The sequence below is a fragment of the Streptomyces sp. NPDC058579 genome, assembly GCF_042718575.1.
Lineage (GTDB): Bacteria > Actinomycetota > Actinomycetes > Streptomycetales > Streptomycetaceae > Streptomyces.
Genome location: NZ_JBHXPI010000053.1, coordinates 1 through 16,206 on the forward strand (window position 1 = coordinate 1; position 16,206 = coordinate 16,206).

The window sequence follows — 16,206 nt, forward strand, 5'->3', positions numbered from 1 at the left end:
TTTACCCTTGACTAAAACGGTTCTGCAACACAAAATTCCCCCTGGCCCCCGCTAATCGACCCCCGCGCACTAACCGCCCCGGGGCCCCCGCGTGCTTACGCGTGGGCCCGGTGCCGTGACGACGATGAGCGGAGGCTACTTCTCCTGCTGCTTGCGCCAGCGGATGCCCGCTTCCAGGAAGCCGTCGATCTCGCCGTCCAGGACCGCCTGCGGGTTGCCGACCTCGAAGTCCGTGCGGAGGTCCTTGACCATCTGGTACGGGTGCAGGACGTACGAGCGCATCTGGTTGCCCCAGGAGCTGCCGCTGTCCTTGAGGGCGTCCATCCTGGCGCGCTCCTCCTGGCGCTGGCGCTCCAGGAGCTTGGCCTGGAGGACGTTCATGGCGCTCGCCTTGTTCTGGATCTGGGAGCGCTCGTTCTGGCAGGAGACCACGATGCCGGTCGGGATGTGCGTGATGCGCACCGCCGAGTCCGTCGTGTTGACGCCCTGGCCGCCCGGGCCCGACGCGCGGTAGACGTCCACGCGCAGCTCGGACTCGTCGATCTCGACGTGGTCCGAGGACTCGACGACCGGGAGGATCTCGACGCCCGCGAACGAGGTCTGGCGGCGGCCCTGGTTGTCGAAGGGGGAGATGCGCACCAGGCGGTGCGTGCCCTGCTCGACCGAGAGCGTGCCGTACGCGTACGGGGTCTTGACCACGAACGTGGTCGACTTGATGCCGGCCTCTTCCGCGTACGAGGTCTCGTAGACCTCCGTGCCGTAGCCGTGCCGCTCGGCCCAGCGCAGGTACATGCGCTGGAGCTGCTCCGCGAAGTCGGCGGCGTCGACGCCGCCCGCCTCGGCGCGGATGTTGACCAGTGCCTCACGCTCGTCGTACTCGCCGGAGAGGAGCGTACGGACTTCCATCTCGTCCAGCGCCTTGCGGACGGAGACCAGCTCCGTCTCCGCCTCGGCGCGGGTGTCCGAGTCGTCCATCTCCTCGGCGAGCTCGAAGAGCACCGCGAGGTCGTCGATCCGGCCGCGCAGGGCCTCGGTCTTGCGGACCTCGGCCAGGAGGTGCGAAAGCTTGCTGGTGATCTTCTGCGCCGCCTCCGGGTCGTCCCACAGGGACGGGGCCGCGGCCTGCTCTTCGAGCACGGCGATGTCGGCCCTCAGCTTTTCGAGGTCCAGGACGGCCTCGATCGACCCCATGGTCGAGGAGAGGGACTTCAGCTCTTCTGATACATCGACGACTGCCACGCGTCCAGCGTAACGGCTCCCCGCAAATGCCCGGCCCTTGCGATCAAGGCTGCGTCGACGTCTTGGAGTCCTGCGGGGGTACGTCCGACTCCTCCGCGGTCGCCAGGTAGCCGCCCACCCCCACCGCGCCCGCGACCAGGAGCGCCGCGATGGAGAGGGTGATCCGGCGCTTGCGGACCGTCTCCGCCTTGTGGCGGGCCGAGCCCGGGCGCCGGGCGCCCGACGAGCGCGGGGCGCGGGCCGTGCCCAGGGGGCCGCCCGCCAGCTCGTCGGGGGCGGGGACGCGCATGGAGGTGTGGGTGTCCCGGTTGGAGTCGGGGGACGCGCCCGGGACCAGGGGCACGGCGGCACGGCGCGGGGCGGCCGCTCCGCCGGCCGTGCCCGCCGGACCCGCGCCCGCAGCCCCGCCCGTCGGGTACGGGTCGTCCTCACGCAGGTCCCGCTCCTGCTGCTCCGCGTCGTCGGGCTCGTCCACGTCCAGCGGCGGCAGCCCCTTGAGCAGCGGCAGGCACTCCCGCAGCCGGCTGCCCAGCTCCGAGGCGCGCAGCCGGGACGCCGGGGCCTTGGCCAGGCACTGGACGATCAGCTGCCACAGCTCCTCGGGGATGCCCGGCAGCGGGACGACCGTCTCCGTGACGTGGCGGCGCAGCACCGCGCCCGGGTGGCCGCCGCCGAAGGGCGTGAAGCCGGCCAGGAGCTCGTACAGGACGGTCGCGAGGGCGTAGATGTCGACGGCGGCGCGCGGCGGCAGGCCCTCGACGATCTCCGGGGCGAGGTAGTCCGGCGTGCCGATGATCCGCGTGGCCTTGGTGCGGCCGGGCGTGTCGATGAGCTTGGCGACGCCGAAGTCGGTGAGGAGCGCCGGGTGGGCGCCGCCGGGGCCGAGCGGGCCCTCCATGTCGAGCAGGATGTTCTCGGGCTTGACGTCCCGGTGGACGACGCCGGCCTTGTGCGCGGCGGCGAGGCCGTCCGCGACGTCGGCGATGATCGCGACGGCCGCCTCGGGGGCGAGCCTGCGCTCGCGGTCGAGCCGGGTGCGCAGGTCCGTGCCGCGGACCAGGTCCATCACGAGCGCCAGGTCGTTGCCGTCGACGACGAGGTCGCGGACGGCGACCACCCGGGGGTGGTCGAGCCCGAGCAGGGCGGTGCGTTCCTGGACGAAGCGGCCGACGAGCTCCTGGTCCGAGGCCAGGTCCTCGCGCAGCAGCTTGATGGCGACGGGGCCCTCCGGGCCCTCTCCGAGCCACACCGTGCCGGCGCTGCCCCGACCGAGGATCTGGTGGGCCGTGTAGCGGCTGCCGATATTGCGTGCCAAGACTGCTCCCTCAGCGGCTGGCGGACGCGTCAAAGTTACGCGTCCGCAGCCGCTGGTCGTCACTTCCGAAGCGAAATCACCCCTCGGAAGTCGATAAATCGGCAGACTTACTGCCCCGTACCGCCGGTAGTAGTACCGCTGGTGCTGCCGCTCCCGGAGTCCGCGAGGCCGGAGACCCAGTCGGTGAAGGACGAGATTCCGTCGCCGATGGCCTGCCAGTAGCTCTTGCCCTCGGCGATCCAGCTCTGGAGCGGGGTCAGCTCCCAGATGAGCCAGCCCGCGACCACGAACATCAGGATCGAGAACAGACAGCCCTTCAGGCAGCCGAGGCCGGGGATCCGCATCGGGTTCGCGCCGCGCCGGCGCGGCGGACGCGGAGCCGGCGGCTGCGGAGCCTGCGGGGCGGGGTGCTGCGGCGGGTTGTACGCCTGCTGCTGGGGCGGGTGGTACGCCTGCTGCGGCGCGGGCGCGTACTGCTGCTGCGGAGGCTGCTGCTGGTACCGGGGCTGCTGCTGGGGCTGCTGGTACGGCTGCGGAGCCTGCCGCTGCTGGTGTTGCTGAGGCTGGTGCTGCGGCGGCTGCGGCTGGCGCTGCGGACGGCGGCGCAGCGGGTCCTCGCTCGGGTCCAGGTACTGGACCTGCGTCTGCTCGTTGCGGTCGCGGGCGGCGGCCAGCTGGCTCTGCCAGGGGTGCGGCTGCTCCTCGTTCGCCGCGACCTGCGGCGGCTGCGACGGTACGGGCGGCATGACCGCCGTCGGGTCGGCGCCGCCCATCGGACCGCCGCCCGGGCCGCTCGTCTGCATGACGCTGGTCGGGGCTGCGGGGTCGTACTGCCCGGCGTTGCTGGGCAGCACCTGGGTCGGGTCGGCGGCACCCGGCATCCCCGGGACCGGCGCGGGCGCCGGGTCGGGGGCGAGGAGCGCGCCGACGCCGTCGGCGGCCTCGATCTGCGCGGGCGTGGAGTGCACGCCGATCCCGGCGGCGACCGTACGCAGGCCACGGGCCAGGTTCTCGGCGCTCGGCCGGCGGTCGGGGTTCTTGCTCAGGCAGCGCTCTATGACCGTCCACAGCGGGGCGGGCACGGTCGAGGGGCGCCGCGGCTCCTCGCTCAGGTGCCGGTGCAGGACTTCGAGAGCGGTGCCGCCGGCGAACGGGGGACGGCCGGTGACCAGCTCGTAGAGCAGGATGCCCGCGCCGTAGATGTCGACGGCGGAGGTCTGCGGGCGGCCCTCGGCGGACTCGGGCGCGACGTACGCGGGCGTGCCGACGAACTCGTGCGTCCGGGTCAGGCCCGGGGAGTCGGCGAGGCGCGCGATGCCGAAGTCGGTCAGCATCGGGTGCATCTGGCCGTGCTGCTCGGCGAGCAGCACGTTGGCGGGCTTGAGGTCGCGGTGGACGACGCCGTCGGCGTGGCTGGCGGCCAGCGCGTCGGCGATCTGCGCGGTCAGGAGCGCGGCGGCGACCGGGGTGAGCGGGCCGTTCTCGCGGATGTACCGGTGCAGGTCGGGACCCTCGACGAGGTCCATGACCAGGGCGAGGACATCGCCCTCGACGACCAGGTCGCGGGTGCGCACGATGTTCGGGTGGGTGAGCCGGAGCAGCACGGACCGCTCGCGCAGGAAGCGCATCACGATGTCCGCGTCGTTGGCGAGCTCCTCCTTGAGGACCTTGATCGCCACGGTCTCGCCGGGCTGGCCCTGCACGGCCGCCTCGGCCCCTGCCACCTCACGCTGGCGGGCTCGCCAGACGGTGCCCGTGGCGCCGCGTCCGAGCGGCTCCTCGAGCAGGTACTTGCTGCCGATTGGCCGCACGTCACGCGCTCCCTGCTGATCGTGGTCCTGGGGTTCCCGGGTTCCTGTCCTGAGTTGTGACCCGTCCGGGTGTCCGACCCACTTTAGTGCCGCCGAACGGGTCAAGGGTCGACCCCTGGACGGCTGATTCCGGCATCCGACTTGTCCGAAAACAAGACGCGTGGGAGGTGCCGGTGGTTGCCGCGGACGTCCGAAGGCGTACTCAACCAGGCACTTTTAGGTCTACAGCCGACCATTCAAGATCACTTGGAGGCGACCCGCGGGCGGGTTGTCAGTGGCAGGTGCGAGGATGCACACAGCACGTCGCGTAACGGGTCGGGAGCCCCTCGCGCCGTGCCGACCTGTACCGGGCGACGCGTCCGTGCCGGGTGGGGGGAGGTACCGGGTGGTTCCCCTGCCGGGCACACGCGCAGAAGGGACCGCTGACGGCGATGCAGATCCGGTTGACCGTCCTCGCGCCGAACGCCGGGCACGGCGCCGGGCGCGCGTGCGACGTGCTCGTCACAGCCCCGGCGGGTACGGCCCTGGCCGCCGTGGCCTCCAATCTCGCCGCGGCCGTCTCCGGCCCGGACACCTCCCTGTCGGGCTCCACCGTGCTGTACGCGGGCCGGGAGCGGCTCGACGCGCGCCGGTGCTCGCTCGGAGAGCCCCCGCTGATCGACGGCGCGATCCTCACGCTCCACGTGCCCGGCGAGGACGACCTCCCGGCCGAGGACGCCTCGGCCCGGCTCCACGTGGTCGCGGGGCCCGACGCGGGGGGCGTGCACCTGCTGCACCGCGGACCGATCAGAATCGGCCGTTCCCTGGACGCGGACGTCCCGCTCGACGACCCGGACGTCTCCCGGGTCCACTGCACGGTGACGGTCGGGGACGACGGCCGGGTCACGGTCGCGGACCTCGGCTCCACGAACGGCACGACGCTGGACGGCGCGGAGGTCGGCGACCGCCCGGTCCGGCTCGCCCCGGGCGCGCTCCTGCGCCTCGGCGAGTCCGCCCTCCGCCTGACGGGCCCGGAGGACGGCGGTACGGCCTCCCTGCCCACGGCCCCGGACGGCGAGGGCCACCTGCGCGTGGAGCTCGCGACGCCGGGTGCCGGGTCGGGTACGGGTGCCCGTACGGCCCCCGGCGACGGCGTCGACGACGGCTCCGCCACCGGCTCGCCGCCGCACGCACGCGTGGCCGACTCCCTGGGCACGGGCGAGGACGGCGAGGGCGCGGGCGAGGGGCACAGCAGGATCCGGCAGACCGAGCGCGAGGCCCCGTCACCCCGCGGCAGGCGCGGGATAGGAGCATGGGCCCGCCGCTTCACCGGCGCCAGGGAGGACGTCCAGGCCCCGGGCGCGGGCGGTTCCGGTACGGACATGGACACCCACACCCGGCAGCCCGGCGGCGACCTGCTCGCCGGACCCGCCGCGCCGACCGCCGAGACCTGGCCGGACCCGGCGGCCGTCCTGCTCACGGCGCTCGGCCCCGGCCCCAGGCTCTGGGAGCGCGCGGCGGACCACCCCGAGGCGCTCGCCGTCCGGCTCGGCACGACCGACCGGGCCGAGCTGTCCGGGGTGCCCGTCACCGTCGGGCTGCGCGAGGCGGGCTCGCTCGGGCTCGCGGGCCCCGGCGCCCGCCTTGCCGGCCTGGCGCGCTCCGTGGTCGCGCAGCTCGCGGCCCTGCACTCCCCCGCCGACCTGGAGATCGTGCTGATCAGCGCGGACCGCGCCCGTCCCGTGGAGGAGCGGCGGAAGGCCTGGGGCTGGCTCGGCTGGCTCCCGCACCTGCGACCGGCGCACGGCCAGGACTGCCGTCTCCTCCTCGCGTACGACCGCGATCAGGCCCAGTCCCGTACGGCGGAGCTGACCCGGCGGCTCGACGACGGACCGCTCGGTCCCGGCTGGCCGAGCGCCGACCGCGCGACGGTCGCCGAGGCGGCGGCGCGGTACGAAGGGCCGGTGACGGTCGTGATCGTGGACGGCGACCCCGGTTCGGCGGCGCTGCGCGAGACCACCGCGCGGCTCGCGGGCGCGGGTGCGGCCGCCGGGATCCACCTGATCTGTCTGGCCGAGGCGCCGACCGCGTCGCCGGTCTCCCCGGTCGCCGCGACGTACGAGAGCGCCTGCGCGGCCTCGCTGGCGTTCCGCGAGTGCGGGGCGGTCGCCCTGCTGAGCGGTGACGTGGCGACGGCGCTGCGCCTGCTGCGTACGGCGGGGGGCCGGGCCGCGGGCCACGGGACCGTGGGCGTGGTGGACGCGGTGTCGGTGGCCTGGGCGGAGCGCTTCGGACGGGCGCTGGCCCCGTTGCGCACGGACGCCCCGGCCGCGCGGGGGCGGACGGCCGCGACGGCGCTGCCCGGGTCCGCGCGGCTCCTCGACGAGCTGGGGCTCGCCCGGGCGACGCCCGCCTCGCTGCTCGCGCGCTGGGCGGCGGCCGGGGACGGCACGGCCGTCCTGGGCGCCGGGCCGCGCGGGCCGGTCTCCGTCGACCTGACGGAGGAGGGGCCCCATCTGCTGATCGAGGGGCCCGCGGGCAGCGGGCGGACGGAGCTGTTGCGCTCGATCGCGGCGTCCCTGGCGGCCGGCGGCCGCCCGGACCGGCTGGGGCTGCTGCTTGTGGACGGCGCGGGCGGTGAGCGCGGCGAGGGGCTCGCGGCGTGCACGGAGCTGCCGCACGTCACCGAGCACCTGGTGGCATCCGACCCGGTCCGGATGCGGGAGTTCGCCCAGGCGCTGGGCGCGGAGCTGAAGCGCCGGGCGGAGATCCTGGGCGACGGGCACTTCGCGGACCGCCAGGCGGCGCGCATGATCGGCCAGCGCACGGCGAGCGCGGCGGAGTCCCTGCCCGCGGGCACCGCCCGCATCCCGGACGCCCGCAAGGGCGACCCGGCCGACCGCCCGATCGGCCGCACCCTCCGCACGGGCGAGGGCCCGGTCGGCGACCGCCCGGGCACCACGAACACCCCGACCGACGCCCACACCCCACGCCCGGGCTCCGACGACCTCACATACCGCCCGAGCAGCAGGACGCCCCACCCCGGCGCGGACGACCTCACGTACCTCCCCAGCGACCGGACGTCACACCCCGGCGCAGGTGCCGAAGACCTCCCGTACGACCCGAGCGACCGCACCCCCCGCCCGGGCGCGGACGACCTCACGTACCGCCCGAGCGACCGCATCCCCCGCCCCGGCGCGGACGACCTCACGTACCTCCCCAGCGGCCGGACCCACCGCCCCGGGGCCGAGGACCTCGCCGACCGCCAGAGCGGCCGGACGCCCCGCCCGGGCGCCGAAGACCTCACGTACCTCCCCAGCGACCGGACGCCACACCCCGGCGCGGGCGCCGAAGACCTCGCGTACCGCCCGAGCGGTCGCACACCCCACCCCGGCGCCGACTCCCTCGCGGACCGCCCGAGCGACCGCACCCCCCGCCCGGGAACCGACGCGCTCACGTACCTGCCCAGTGGCCACACGCCCCGCCCCGGGGCGGACGAGCTCGTGGCACCGGGGTCCGGGCGCGTGCCCCGGCCCGGTGGGGAGCCGGGCCCGCGTCGGGTGTGGGCCGGTGACGAGGCCGCCGCGCTCCCCCGGCTCGTCGTGCTGGTCGACGACTTCGACGCGCTCGTCGCGCCCGCGCTCGGTTCGCCCGGGCGGCCCGCCGCCGGGTCGGTCGTACGGGCCCTGGAAGCCGTCGCGCGCGGCGGGGCGCGTCTCGGGGTGCACCTGGTCGCGACCTCGGCGCGCCCCGACCGTACGGCGGACACGGAGCTGGCCCACGGCGCCCGGCTGCGGATCGTGCTTGACGCGGCCCCCGCCGCGCCCGGTCCCGACGACCCCGCGCCCGGCCGGGGCCGGCTCGGTCACCCGGACGGCCGGGTCACCCCGTTCCAGGCCGGACGGGTCACCGGCCGCATCCCGCGCACGGCCACGCTCCGGCCGACGGTCGTCCCGCTGGAGTGGGAGCGGATGGGCGACCCGCCCACCCGCAGACCCGTCCGCGAGCTGGGCAACGGCCCGACGGACCTGGCACTCCTCGCCAGCGCGCTCGACCGCGCCGCCCGCTCCCTCGACGCGACCCCGATCTCCCCGCTCACCCCCGCGACCCGCACCTGACAGCACCCGACGGGACCTGACAGGACCTGACAGGACGTCACGAGCCCATCACGATCCCCCACTTGCCACGGAAGGCGGTATTGCGGGCCCCGAGCCCCCGGCGTAGACCTGAGCGCAGGGGACACGCACCGCGCACAGGAGAGACGGGGCAGAAATGCGTACAACTCTTCGTACACGCAGGGCCGCACAGACCGTCGCCACGGTCACCGCGCTCACCCTCGGACTCGCCCTCGCAGGCTGCGGCAGCGAGGGCAAGGACAAGGGCACGAAGGAACCCGGCCCGCCGGCGACCTCCGCGAGCACCCTCACCCTGCCCTCCCTCAAGGGCGAGAAGATCGAGGTCGCGGCCGTCTGGACCGGCCCCGAGCAGGAGAACTTCACCAAGGTCCTGAAGGAGTTCGAGAAGCGCACCGGCGCCACCGTCACCTTCGTGCCCGCCCAGGACCCGATCGTGAACTTCCTCGGTACGAAGATCGCGGGCGGCTCCCCGCCCGACATCGCGATGCTCCCGCAGGTCGGCGCGATCCAGCAGGCCGCCGCCCAGAAGTGGCTCAAGCCGGTCGGCCCGGAGGCCGAGGCGCAGCTCGTCAAGAACTACTCCCAGGGCTGGCGGGACCTCGGCGCGGTCGACGGCAAGCAGTACGGCGTGTACTTCAAGGCCGCCAACAAGTCCCTGATCTGGTACAACAACGCGGCCTTCGAGAACGCGGGCGCCACCGAGCCGAAGACCTGGAAGGAGTTCCTGGCGACCGCCGAGACGATCTCCGCCTCCGGCGTCACCCCGGTCTCCGTCGGCGGGGCGGACGGCTGGACGCTCACCGACTGGTTCGAGAACATCTACCTCTCCCAGGCGGGCCCGGAGAAGTACGACCAGCTGGCCAAGCACCAGATCAAGTGGACGGACGCGTCCGTCACCAAGGCCCTCACCACCCTCGCCGAGCTGTTCGGCAAGCCGGAGCTGATCGCGGGCGGCGCCGACGGCGCGCTGCAGACGGAGTTCCCCGTCTCGGTCACCCAGACCTTCACCGGAGGCGACCAGCCCAAGGGCGCGATGGTCTTCGAGGGCGACTTCTCGGCCGTCAACATCGCGCAGACCAGCGCGAAGATCGGTACGGACGCGAAGGTGTTCCCGTTCCCGGCGGTGGGCGCGGCCTCCCCGGTCGTCACGGGCGGCGACGCGGCGGTGGCCCTGAAGGACACCAAGGGCGCCCAGGCCCTGCTGACCTTCCTCGCCTCCCCGGACGCGGCCGCGATCTGGGCGGGCGCGGGCGGCTTCCTCTCCCCCAACAAGAACCTGAACCTGACCGCGTACCCGAACGACGTCCAGCGCGAGATCGCCAAGGCGCTCCTGGAGGCCGGGGACGACTTCCGCTTCGACATGTCGGACCAGATGCCGCAGTCCTTCGGCGGCACCCCCGGCAAGGGCGAGTGGAAGGCGCTGCAGGACTTCCTGAAGAACCCGAAGGACATCACGGGGACGCAGGAACGGCTCGAAGCGGACGCCGCCAAGGCCTACAAGAGCTGACGCGCCGTGCCCTCCGCCTCGCCCCCGCGCACAGCCCCTAAGGCCGCCCGGCGGGTCAAAGCCCCCCGGCGGGTCACCGGCACGCGCAGGACGGTCGCGGTGGGGTTCCTCCTCCCCGCCCTGGTCCTGCTCGGCGCGCTCGTCGTCTACCCCATCGGGTACTCCGTCCACCGCTCGTTCTTCGACAAGGCCGGGGACTCCTTCGCGGGCCTCGACAACTACGTCGCCCTCTTCACCGACGACACGATCCTCACCGCCGTACGCAACAACGCCATCTGGGCGGTCGTCGCGCCGACCGTCGCGACCGCCCTCGGCCTGATCTTCGCGGTGCTCACCGAGCGGGTGCGCTGGGGCACGGCGTTCAAGCTGCTCGTCTTCATGCCCATGGCGATCTCGATGCTGGCGGCGGGCATCATCTTCCGGCTCGTGTACGAGCAGGACCCGGACCGCGGTGTGGCCAACGCCGTCTGGGTCGGCGTCCACGACACCTTCGCCGAGGCCTCCGTCTTCCCCCGGGCGCGCCCGTTGCCCGTCCATCCGCTGGAAGCGGCCGGCGGCGGCGCGTACGTCACCAAGAGCCCGGTCCGCGCGGGCGAGCCGGCGCGGCTCCCGCTGATCGGCGTCCCGCCCGCGCAGATACCGGAGGACGCCCGCCCGGCGCACGAGCCGGAAGCCGCCCAGGACGGCGGGATCACCGGCATCGCCTGGCTGGACTTCACCAAGGGCGGCGGCGGGAAGCCGAACGCCGTCGACCCGAAGGAGGTCGGCCTCAAGGGGCTGCGGATCGAGGCGGTCAAGGACGGGACGGTGGTGGCCACGACGCGGGCGGCGGCCGACGGTACGTTCAGCCTCCCGGCCTCCGCCGACGGCGCCCTGCTTCGACTGCCCGCGAGCAACTTCCGCGCGCAGTACAACGGGGTGGAGTGGCTGGGCCCCTCGCTCGTGACCCCGGCGATCATCGGCAGTTACGTGTGGATGTGGGCCGGGTTCGCGATGGTCCTGATCGCGGCCGGACTGGCCGGGATGCCCCGGGAACTCCTTGAGGCCGCCCGGGTGGACGGGGCGAACGAGTGGCAGGTCTTCCGCCGGATCACCGTGCCGCTCCTCGCGCCGGTCCTCGCCGTCGTCCTGGTGACCCTGATGATCAACGTCCTGAAGATCTTCGACCTGGTCTTCATCATCGCCCCGGGCTCGGCCCAGGACGACGCGAACGTGCTCGCGCTCCAGCTGTACCGCTCGTCGTTCGGGACGGACGCCGATCTCGGCGTGGGCTCGGCCATCGCCGTACTGCTGCTCCTGCTGGTGATCCCGGTGATGGCGTTCAACATCCGCCGGATGCGAAGGGAGGCCCGCAGGTGACAACCCCCACCACCAGGCCGGCCGCACCACGCGCCGCGCGCGAGGAGACGACCGCACGGCGGCCGTCCGCCGGGCTCGGCTCGCGGCTGGCCTCCCGGGCCGCCGGCGGCGCGATGCGGGTCTTCCTCCTCCTCATCGGCCTCTTCTGGCTGCTGCCGACGGTCGGCCTGCTGCTCTCCTCCCTCCGCAGCCCCACCGACATCAGCGAGAGCGGCTGGTGGCAGGTCTTCACCTCCCCCGCCCAGCTGACCGTCGAGAACTACTCGGCGCTGCTCTCCAACGAGACCATCACCGGCTCTCTCCTCAACACCGTCCTCATCACCGTCCCGGCCACGCTCCTGGTCCTGGTCATCGGCTCCTTCGCCGGGTACGCCTTCGCCTGGCTGGACTTCCCGGGCCGCGACTGGTGGTTCCTGGTGGTCGTGGGGCTGCTGGTGGTCCCGGTGCAGGTCGCGCTCATCCCGGTCTCGAAGCTGTTCGGGACGATCGGCATCTTCGAGACGACCCTCGGGGTCGTGCTCTTCCACACCGCCTTCGGACTGCCCTTCGCGATCTTCCTGCTACGGAACTTCTTCGCGGAGATCCCGAAGGAGCTGCTTGAGGCCGCCCGTCTGGACGGGGCCGGCGAGATCCGGCTCTTCACCCGGGTCGTCCTGCCGCTCGGCGGTCCTGCGATCGCCTCGCTCGGGATCTTCCAGTTCCTGTGGGTCTGGAACGACATGCTGGTCGCGCTGATCTTCGCGGACTCCGAGTCGCCGCCGATCACGGTGGCGCTGCAGCAGCAGGTCCGGCAGTTCGGGAACAACATCGACGTGCTCGCGCCCGGCGCGTTCCTGTCGATGCTGATCCCGCTGGCGGTCTTCTTCGCCTTCCAGCGCCAGTTCGTCTCGGGGGTGATGGCGGGCGCGGTGAAGTGAGGGGCGGTCCGCCGGTACGTCTACGCCTTGAGCGCCGCCACCGCCGAGCGCGCGAGCTCGTCGACGTACCCCTTCGGCAGCTCGCCGCGCACCACCACGAGCCGCCAGTAGAGCGGCCCCACGATCAGGTCGAGGGCCCGGTCCGGGTCCGCGCCCTCCGGCAGCTCCCCGCGCGCCACGGCCTCGCGGACGATCTGCGCCACCACGCCCTGCTGGCTGTCGAGCAGCGCGGCCTTGATCGCCTCGGCGATCTCGGGCTGCCGCGCGGCCTCCACCAGCAGGTCCGGGATGACCTGGGAGGCCACCGGGTGGCGCAGGGCGTGGGAGCCGACGACGAGGAGCGCGCGGACGTCCCCGTACAGCGAACCGGTCGCCGGGGCCGGCAGCCCCTGCGCCGCGAAGGCGCCGAGCAGGTCGAGGACGAGCGAGAGCTTGGACTTCCAGCGGCGGTAGACGGCGGTCTTGCCGACCCCCGCGCGGCGCGCGATGCCCTCGATGGACATCCGGGCGAAGCCGACGGCGGCCAGCTCGTCGAAGACGGCGGCGCGGATGGCCTCGGTCACGTCCTCCCGGAGCACGGCGGCTCCCGCGGGGGCGCGGCGGGGGGTTCCGGGAGGTGTCGTCATGAGCGGGATCCTAGCCAACAGCCACGCCGACGTCACGACGAAACGGTTGCGTTGCGACGTAACTCCGTCCTACTCTCGCCGTAGCGACGATACGGACCCGTTCCATCGTTGAGGACGCTCCACATCCATGCCCCACGCCCCACGCCACCCTCGTCGAAAGCGACCTCGTGACCACCGAGACGCTCACGAAACCCACGCCCGCCACCGGGACGACAGCCCCCACCACCACCGCCCCGGCGGACCTCCGCGCGCTGGCCCTGCGCCACGGCCTGTCGGTCAGCGGCGCCCGCCCGAGCCTCCCGGCGTACGTCCGGCAGCTCTGGTCCCGCCGCGCGTTCATCACCGCCTTCGCGACCGCCCGGCTCACGGCCCAGTACAGCAACGCGAAGCTCGGACAGCTCTGGCAGCTGATGACCCCGCTGCTCAACGCGGCGGTCTACTACCTGATCTTCGGCATCCTGATGAACGTCCAGGACGGCATTCCGGACTACGTCCCGTTCCTGATCACGGGCGTCTTCGTCTGGACCTTCACCTCCCAGTCGATCATGGCCGGAACCCGTGCCATCAGCGGCAACCTCGGCCTCGTCCGCGCCCTGCACTTCCCCCGCGCGAGCCTCCCGATCGCCCTCGCGCTGCAGCAGCTCCAGCAGCTGGTGCTCTCGCTCGCCGCGCTGATCGGCATCCTGTTCTGCTTCGGCGAGTTCCCCCGCTGGAGCTGGCTCCTCGCCGTCCCCGCGCTCCTCCTGCAGGCGTTCTTCAACACGGGCGTGGCGCTCGCGATGGCCCGACCGGCCGCCCGTACTCCGGACATCGCCCAGCTGATGCCCTTCCTGCTGCGCACCTGGATGTACGTCTCCGGTGTCATGTGGTCCCTCGACCACCTGGCGCGCAGCGGGCGGCTCCCGGAGCTGGTGGTCACGGCCCTGCAGGGCAATCCGGCGAGCGTCTACATCGACCTGATGCGCTTCGCCCTGATCGAGAGCTTCACCGCCGGCCAACTGCCGTCCCACGTCTGGGCGCTCGCCGCCGGGTGGGCGCTGGTGGCCTTCGCGGGCGGGTTCATCTACTTCTGGAAGGCAGAGGAGACGTACGGCCGTGGCTGAACAGACCCTGGCAGCACCCACCCGGACCAACACCCCGGAACGCGAACCCACCGTCGTCGCCGCCGACGTCCACATCACGTACACCGTCAACGGCGCCCGTACCGGCAAGGGCAGCGCCACCGCCGCGCTCAACCGGATCTTCGCGCGCCGCGCCACGCCCGGCGCGCGCAAGGTCCACGCGGTCAAGGGCGTCAGCTTCGCCGCGTACCGGGGTGAGGCGATCGGCCTGATCGGTTCGAACGGTTCGGGGAAGTCCACCCTCCTCAAGGCCGTCGCCGGCCTGCTCCCCGTCAACCAGGGCAGCATCTACACCCGCGGCCAGCCCTCCCTGCTCGGCGTGAACGCGGCGCTGATGAACGACCTGACCGGCGAGCGGAACGTGATCCTCGGCGGGCTCGCGATGGGCATGACGCGCGGCGAGGTCGAGGAGCGCTACGACGACATCGTGGATTTCTCCGGGATCAACGAGAAGGGCGACTTCATCTCGCTGCCCATGCGGACGTACTCCTCCGGCATGGGCGCCCGCCTCCGCTTCTCCATCGCGGCGGCCAAGAGCCACGACGTCCTGCTGATCGACGAGGCGCTGTCCACGGGCGACGCGCGGTTCCGCCGCCGCAGCCAGGAACGGATCGACGAGCTGCGGGCCGAGGCCGGCACCGTCTTCCTCGTCTCCCACTCCAATTCGACCATCACCGAGACCTGCGACCGGGCGCTGTGGCTGGAGGCGGGCACGCTGCGGATGGACGGTCCGGCGAAGGAAGTGGTGGCGGCGTACGAGGCGTTCACCAAGAAGGGCTGACAAAACCCAGTAAATCCACCCAGACCGCAATAGAGTGCGGTCTCGATGACGACGCATCGCGACCGCGCCCCGCAGCCCCCGCCCCCGTCCTCGCCTGACGACGACGGACTCGGGCGGCGGGCCTCCGACACATCGACCTGCGCCCCCGCGCCCCCCGCCCTCACCGGCTCGCCCTTCGAGTCGGACACCTTCACCGCCGCGACCTTCGTCAACGTCGGCCGCGGCCCCGCCCTCGCCCTGACCGTCGTCTGGGTCCTCACCCGCGCGAGCATGCTCCTGCTCCTGCTGCGCGACAGCCTGGGCATCGGCGGGGTCGGCCGCGAGGTGTACGTCCTCTACCAGATCTGGTACCGCCAGTTCGCCCAGGGCACCTTCCCCGTGGACGACGTCACCTGGCAGTACCCGCCCGGCGCCGGCCTGGTCATCATGTCCCCCGGCGTCCTCCCCTGGCTCACGTACTTCGAGGCCTTCGTCGCCCTCACCCTCCTCGCCGACGCCGCCGTCGCCCTGGCACTCGCCCGCGCCGACAGCAGCCGCGCCACGCACGGCACCTGGGTCTGGGTCGCCGGGCTCCCCCTCCTCCTGCACATCCCCCTCGCCCGGTACGACGTCCAGGTCACCGCCCTCGCCGTGCTCGCCCTGCTCGCGGTGGCGTCCCGCTCGACCGCAGGACACCGGATCGGCGGGGCCCTCGCCGGGCTCGGCGCGCTGGTCAAGGTGTGGCCGATTCTGACCCTGCTCGGCACGCCCCGGGGACGTACCAGCCGCGACGCCTGGATCGCGGCCGCGACCACCGTCGTCGCGCTCCTCGCAGTCCTGGCGCTCTGCTTCTCCGACTCGCTCGCCTTCCTGCGCCAGCAAGGCAGCCGGGGCATCCAGATCGAGTCGCTCGGCGGCACCGCGCTCTCGCTCGCGCGGGCGGCCGACATCTGGCCGGGCGGCGTCGAGTACCGCTACGGCGCCTTCGAGTACGTCGGCCCGTACGTCTCCAGCATCGGCCGGTTCGCGCTGCTCCTGACCGCCCTCGCCTTCGTCTGGCTGCTGATCTGGCGGCTGCGGGCGCGCACCTGGACCGAGGCGACCCCGCTGGACGCGGCACTCGCGGCGGTCCTGCTCTTCACGGTCACCAGCCGGGTGATCAGCCCGCAGTACATGATCTGGCTGCTCGGCCTCGCCGCCGTCTGCCTGACCTCGCGCCGGACCGTGATGCGGCCGGTGGCACTGCTGCTCCTGCCGGCGGCCGGGCTCAGCTCACTGGCGTACCCGGTCCTCTACGAGGAGGTGGTGGCCGGCTCCTGGGAGGGCGTGACGGTCATGGTGTTCCGCAACGCGCTACTGCTCGCGGCGGCGCTGCTGGCGGCGCGCCGCTTGTGGACGTCGACGACCCGGAAGTGACGTCAGGACTCACAGTCCGG

Annotated in this window: 11 protein-coding genes; 7 read left to right on the forward strand and 4 right to left on the reverse strand. The window is 73.2% G+C overall.

Annotated features, from left to right (window positions below):
- Positions 1-135 precede the first annotated feature (135 nt).
- The 3 genes from prfB to ACFWRO_RS33390 form a co-directional block, all read right to left on the reverse strand.
- Positions 136-1,239: a peptide chain release factor 2 gene (gene prfB, locus ACFWRO_RS33380; protein WP_384517227.1), complete on the reverse strand. Its 1,104-nt coding sequence runs from the start codon at positions 1,237-1,239 to the stop codon at positions 136-138.
- Between the two features lie 43 nt (positions 1,240-1,282).
- Positions 1,283-2,554 (reverse strand): serine/threonine-protein kinase, encoded by a 1,272-nt coding sequence (locus tag ACFWRO_RS33385; RefSeq protein WP_384517230.1) that lies wholly within the window; start codon positions 2,552-2,554, stop codon positions 1,283-1,285.
- 107 nt (positions 2,555-2,661) lie between these two features.
- Positions 2,662-4,365, reverse strand: coding sequence for a serine/threonine-protein kinase (locus ACFWRO_RS33390; RefSeq protein ID WP_384517233.1), 1,704 nt, complete (start codon positions 4,363-4,365; stop codon positions 2,662-2,664).
- A gap of 431 nt (positions 4,366-4,796) precedes the next feature.
- Between ACFWRO_RS33390 and ACFWRO_RS33395 the strand changes: the two genes are divergently transcribed.
- From ACFWRO_RS33395 to ACFWRO_RS33410, 4 genes are all read left to right on the forward strand, one after another.
- Positions 4,797-8,462, forward strand: a complete 3,666-nt coding sequence (locus ACFWRO_RS33395; protein ID WP_384517235.1) for an FHA domain-containing protein — start codon at positions 4,797-4,799, stop codon at positions 8,460-8,462.
- A gap of 154 nt (positions 8,463-8,616) precedes the next feature.
- On the forward strand, positions 8,617-9,987 hold the full coding sequence (locus tag ACFWRO_RS33400) for an ABC transporter substrate-binding protein (protein ID WP_384517238.1): 1,371 nt from the start codon (positions 8,617-8,619) through the stop codon (positions 9,985-9,987).
- 6 nt (positions 9,988-9,993) lie between these two features.
- Complete coding sequence (locus ACFWRO_RS33405; RefSeq protein ID WP_384517240.1) at positions 9,994-11,346, forward strand: carbohydrate ABC transporter permease; 1,353 nt, start codon at positions 9,994-9,996, stop codon at positions 11,344-11,346.
- A gap of 113 nt (positions 11,347-11,459) precedes the next feature.
- Positions 11,460-12,263, forward strand: a complete 804-nt coding sequence (locus ACFWRO_RS33410) for a carbohydrate ABC transporter permease (protein ID WP_384517297.1) — start codon at positions 11,460-11,462, stop codon at positions 12,261-12,263.
- A gap of 20 nt (positions 12,264-12,283) precedes the next feature.
- On the opposite strand, the gene ACFWRO_RS33415 is transcribed toward ACFWRO_RS33410, so the two are convergent.
- A complete protein-coding gene (locus ACFWRO_RS33415; protein WP_384517242.1) occupies positions 12,284-12,889 on the reverse strand; it encodes a TetR/AcrR family transcriptional regulator in 606 nt (201 codons plus the stop codon).
- 167 nt (positions 12,890-13,056) lie between these two features.
- On the opposite strand from ACFWRO_RS33415, the gene ACFWRO_RS33420 reads away from it, so the two are divergent.
- The 3 genes from ACFWRO_RS33420 to ACFWRO_RS33430 are packed head-to-tail and all read left to right on the forward strand — an operon-like array spanning position 13,057 to position 16,186.
- Complete coding sequence (locus ACFWRO_RS33420) at positions 13,057-13,992, forward strand: ABC transporter permease (RefSeq protein ID WP_384517245.1); 936 nt, start codon at positions 13,057-13,059, stop codon at positions 13,990-13,992.
- A complete protein-coding gene (locus ACFWRO_RS33425) occupies positions 13,985-14,791 on the forward strand; it encodes an ABC transporter ATP-binding protein (protein ID WP_384517248.1) in 807 nt (268 codons plus the stop codon). Before ACFWRO_RS33420 ends, ACFWRO_RS33425 begins: the two co-directional genes overlap by 8 nt.
- A gap of 45 nt (positions 14,792-14,836) precedes the next feature.
- Positions 14,837-16,186, forward strand: coding sequence for a glycosyltransferase 87 family protein (locus ACFWRO_RS33430; RefSeq protein WP_384517250.1), 1,350 nt, complete (start codon positions 14,837-14,839; stop codon positions 16,184-16,186).
- The last annotated feature ends 20 nt before the right edge of the window (positions 16,187-16,206 follow it).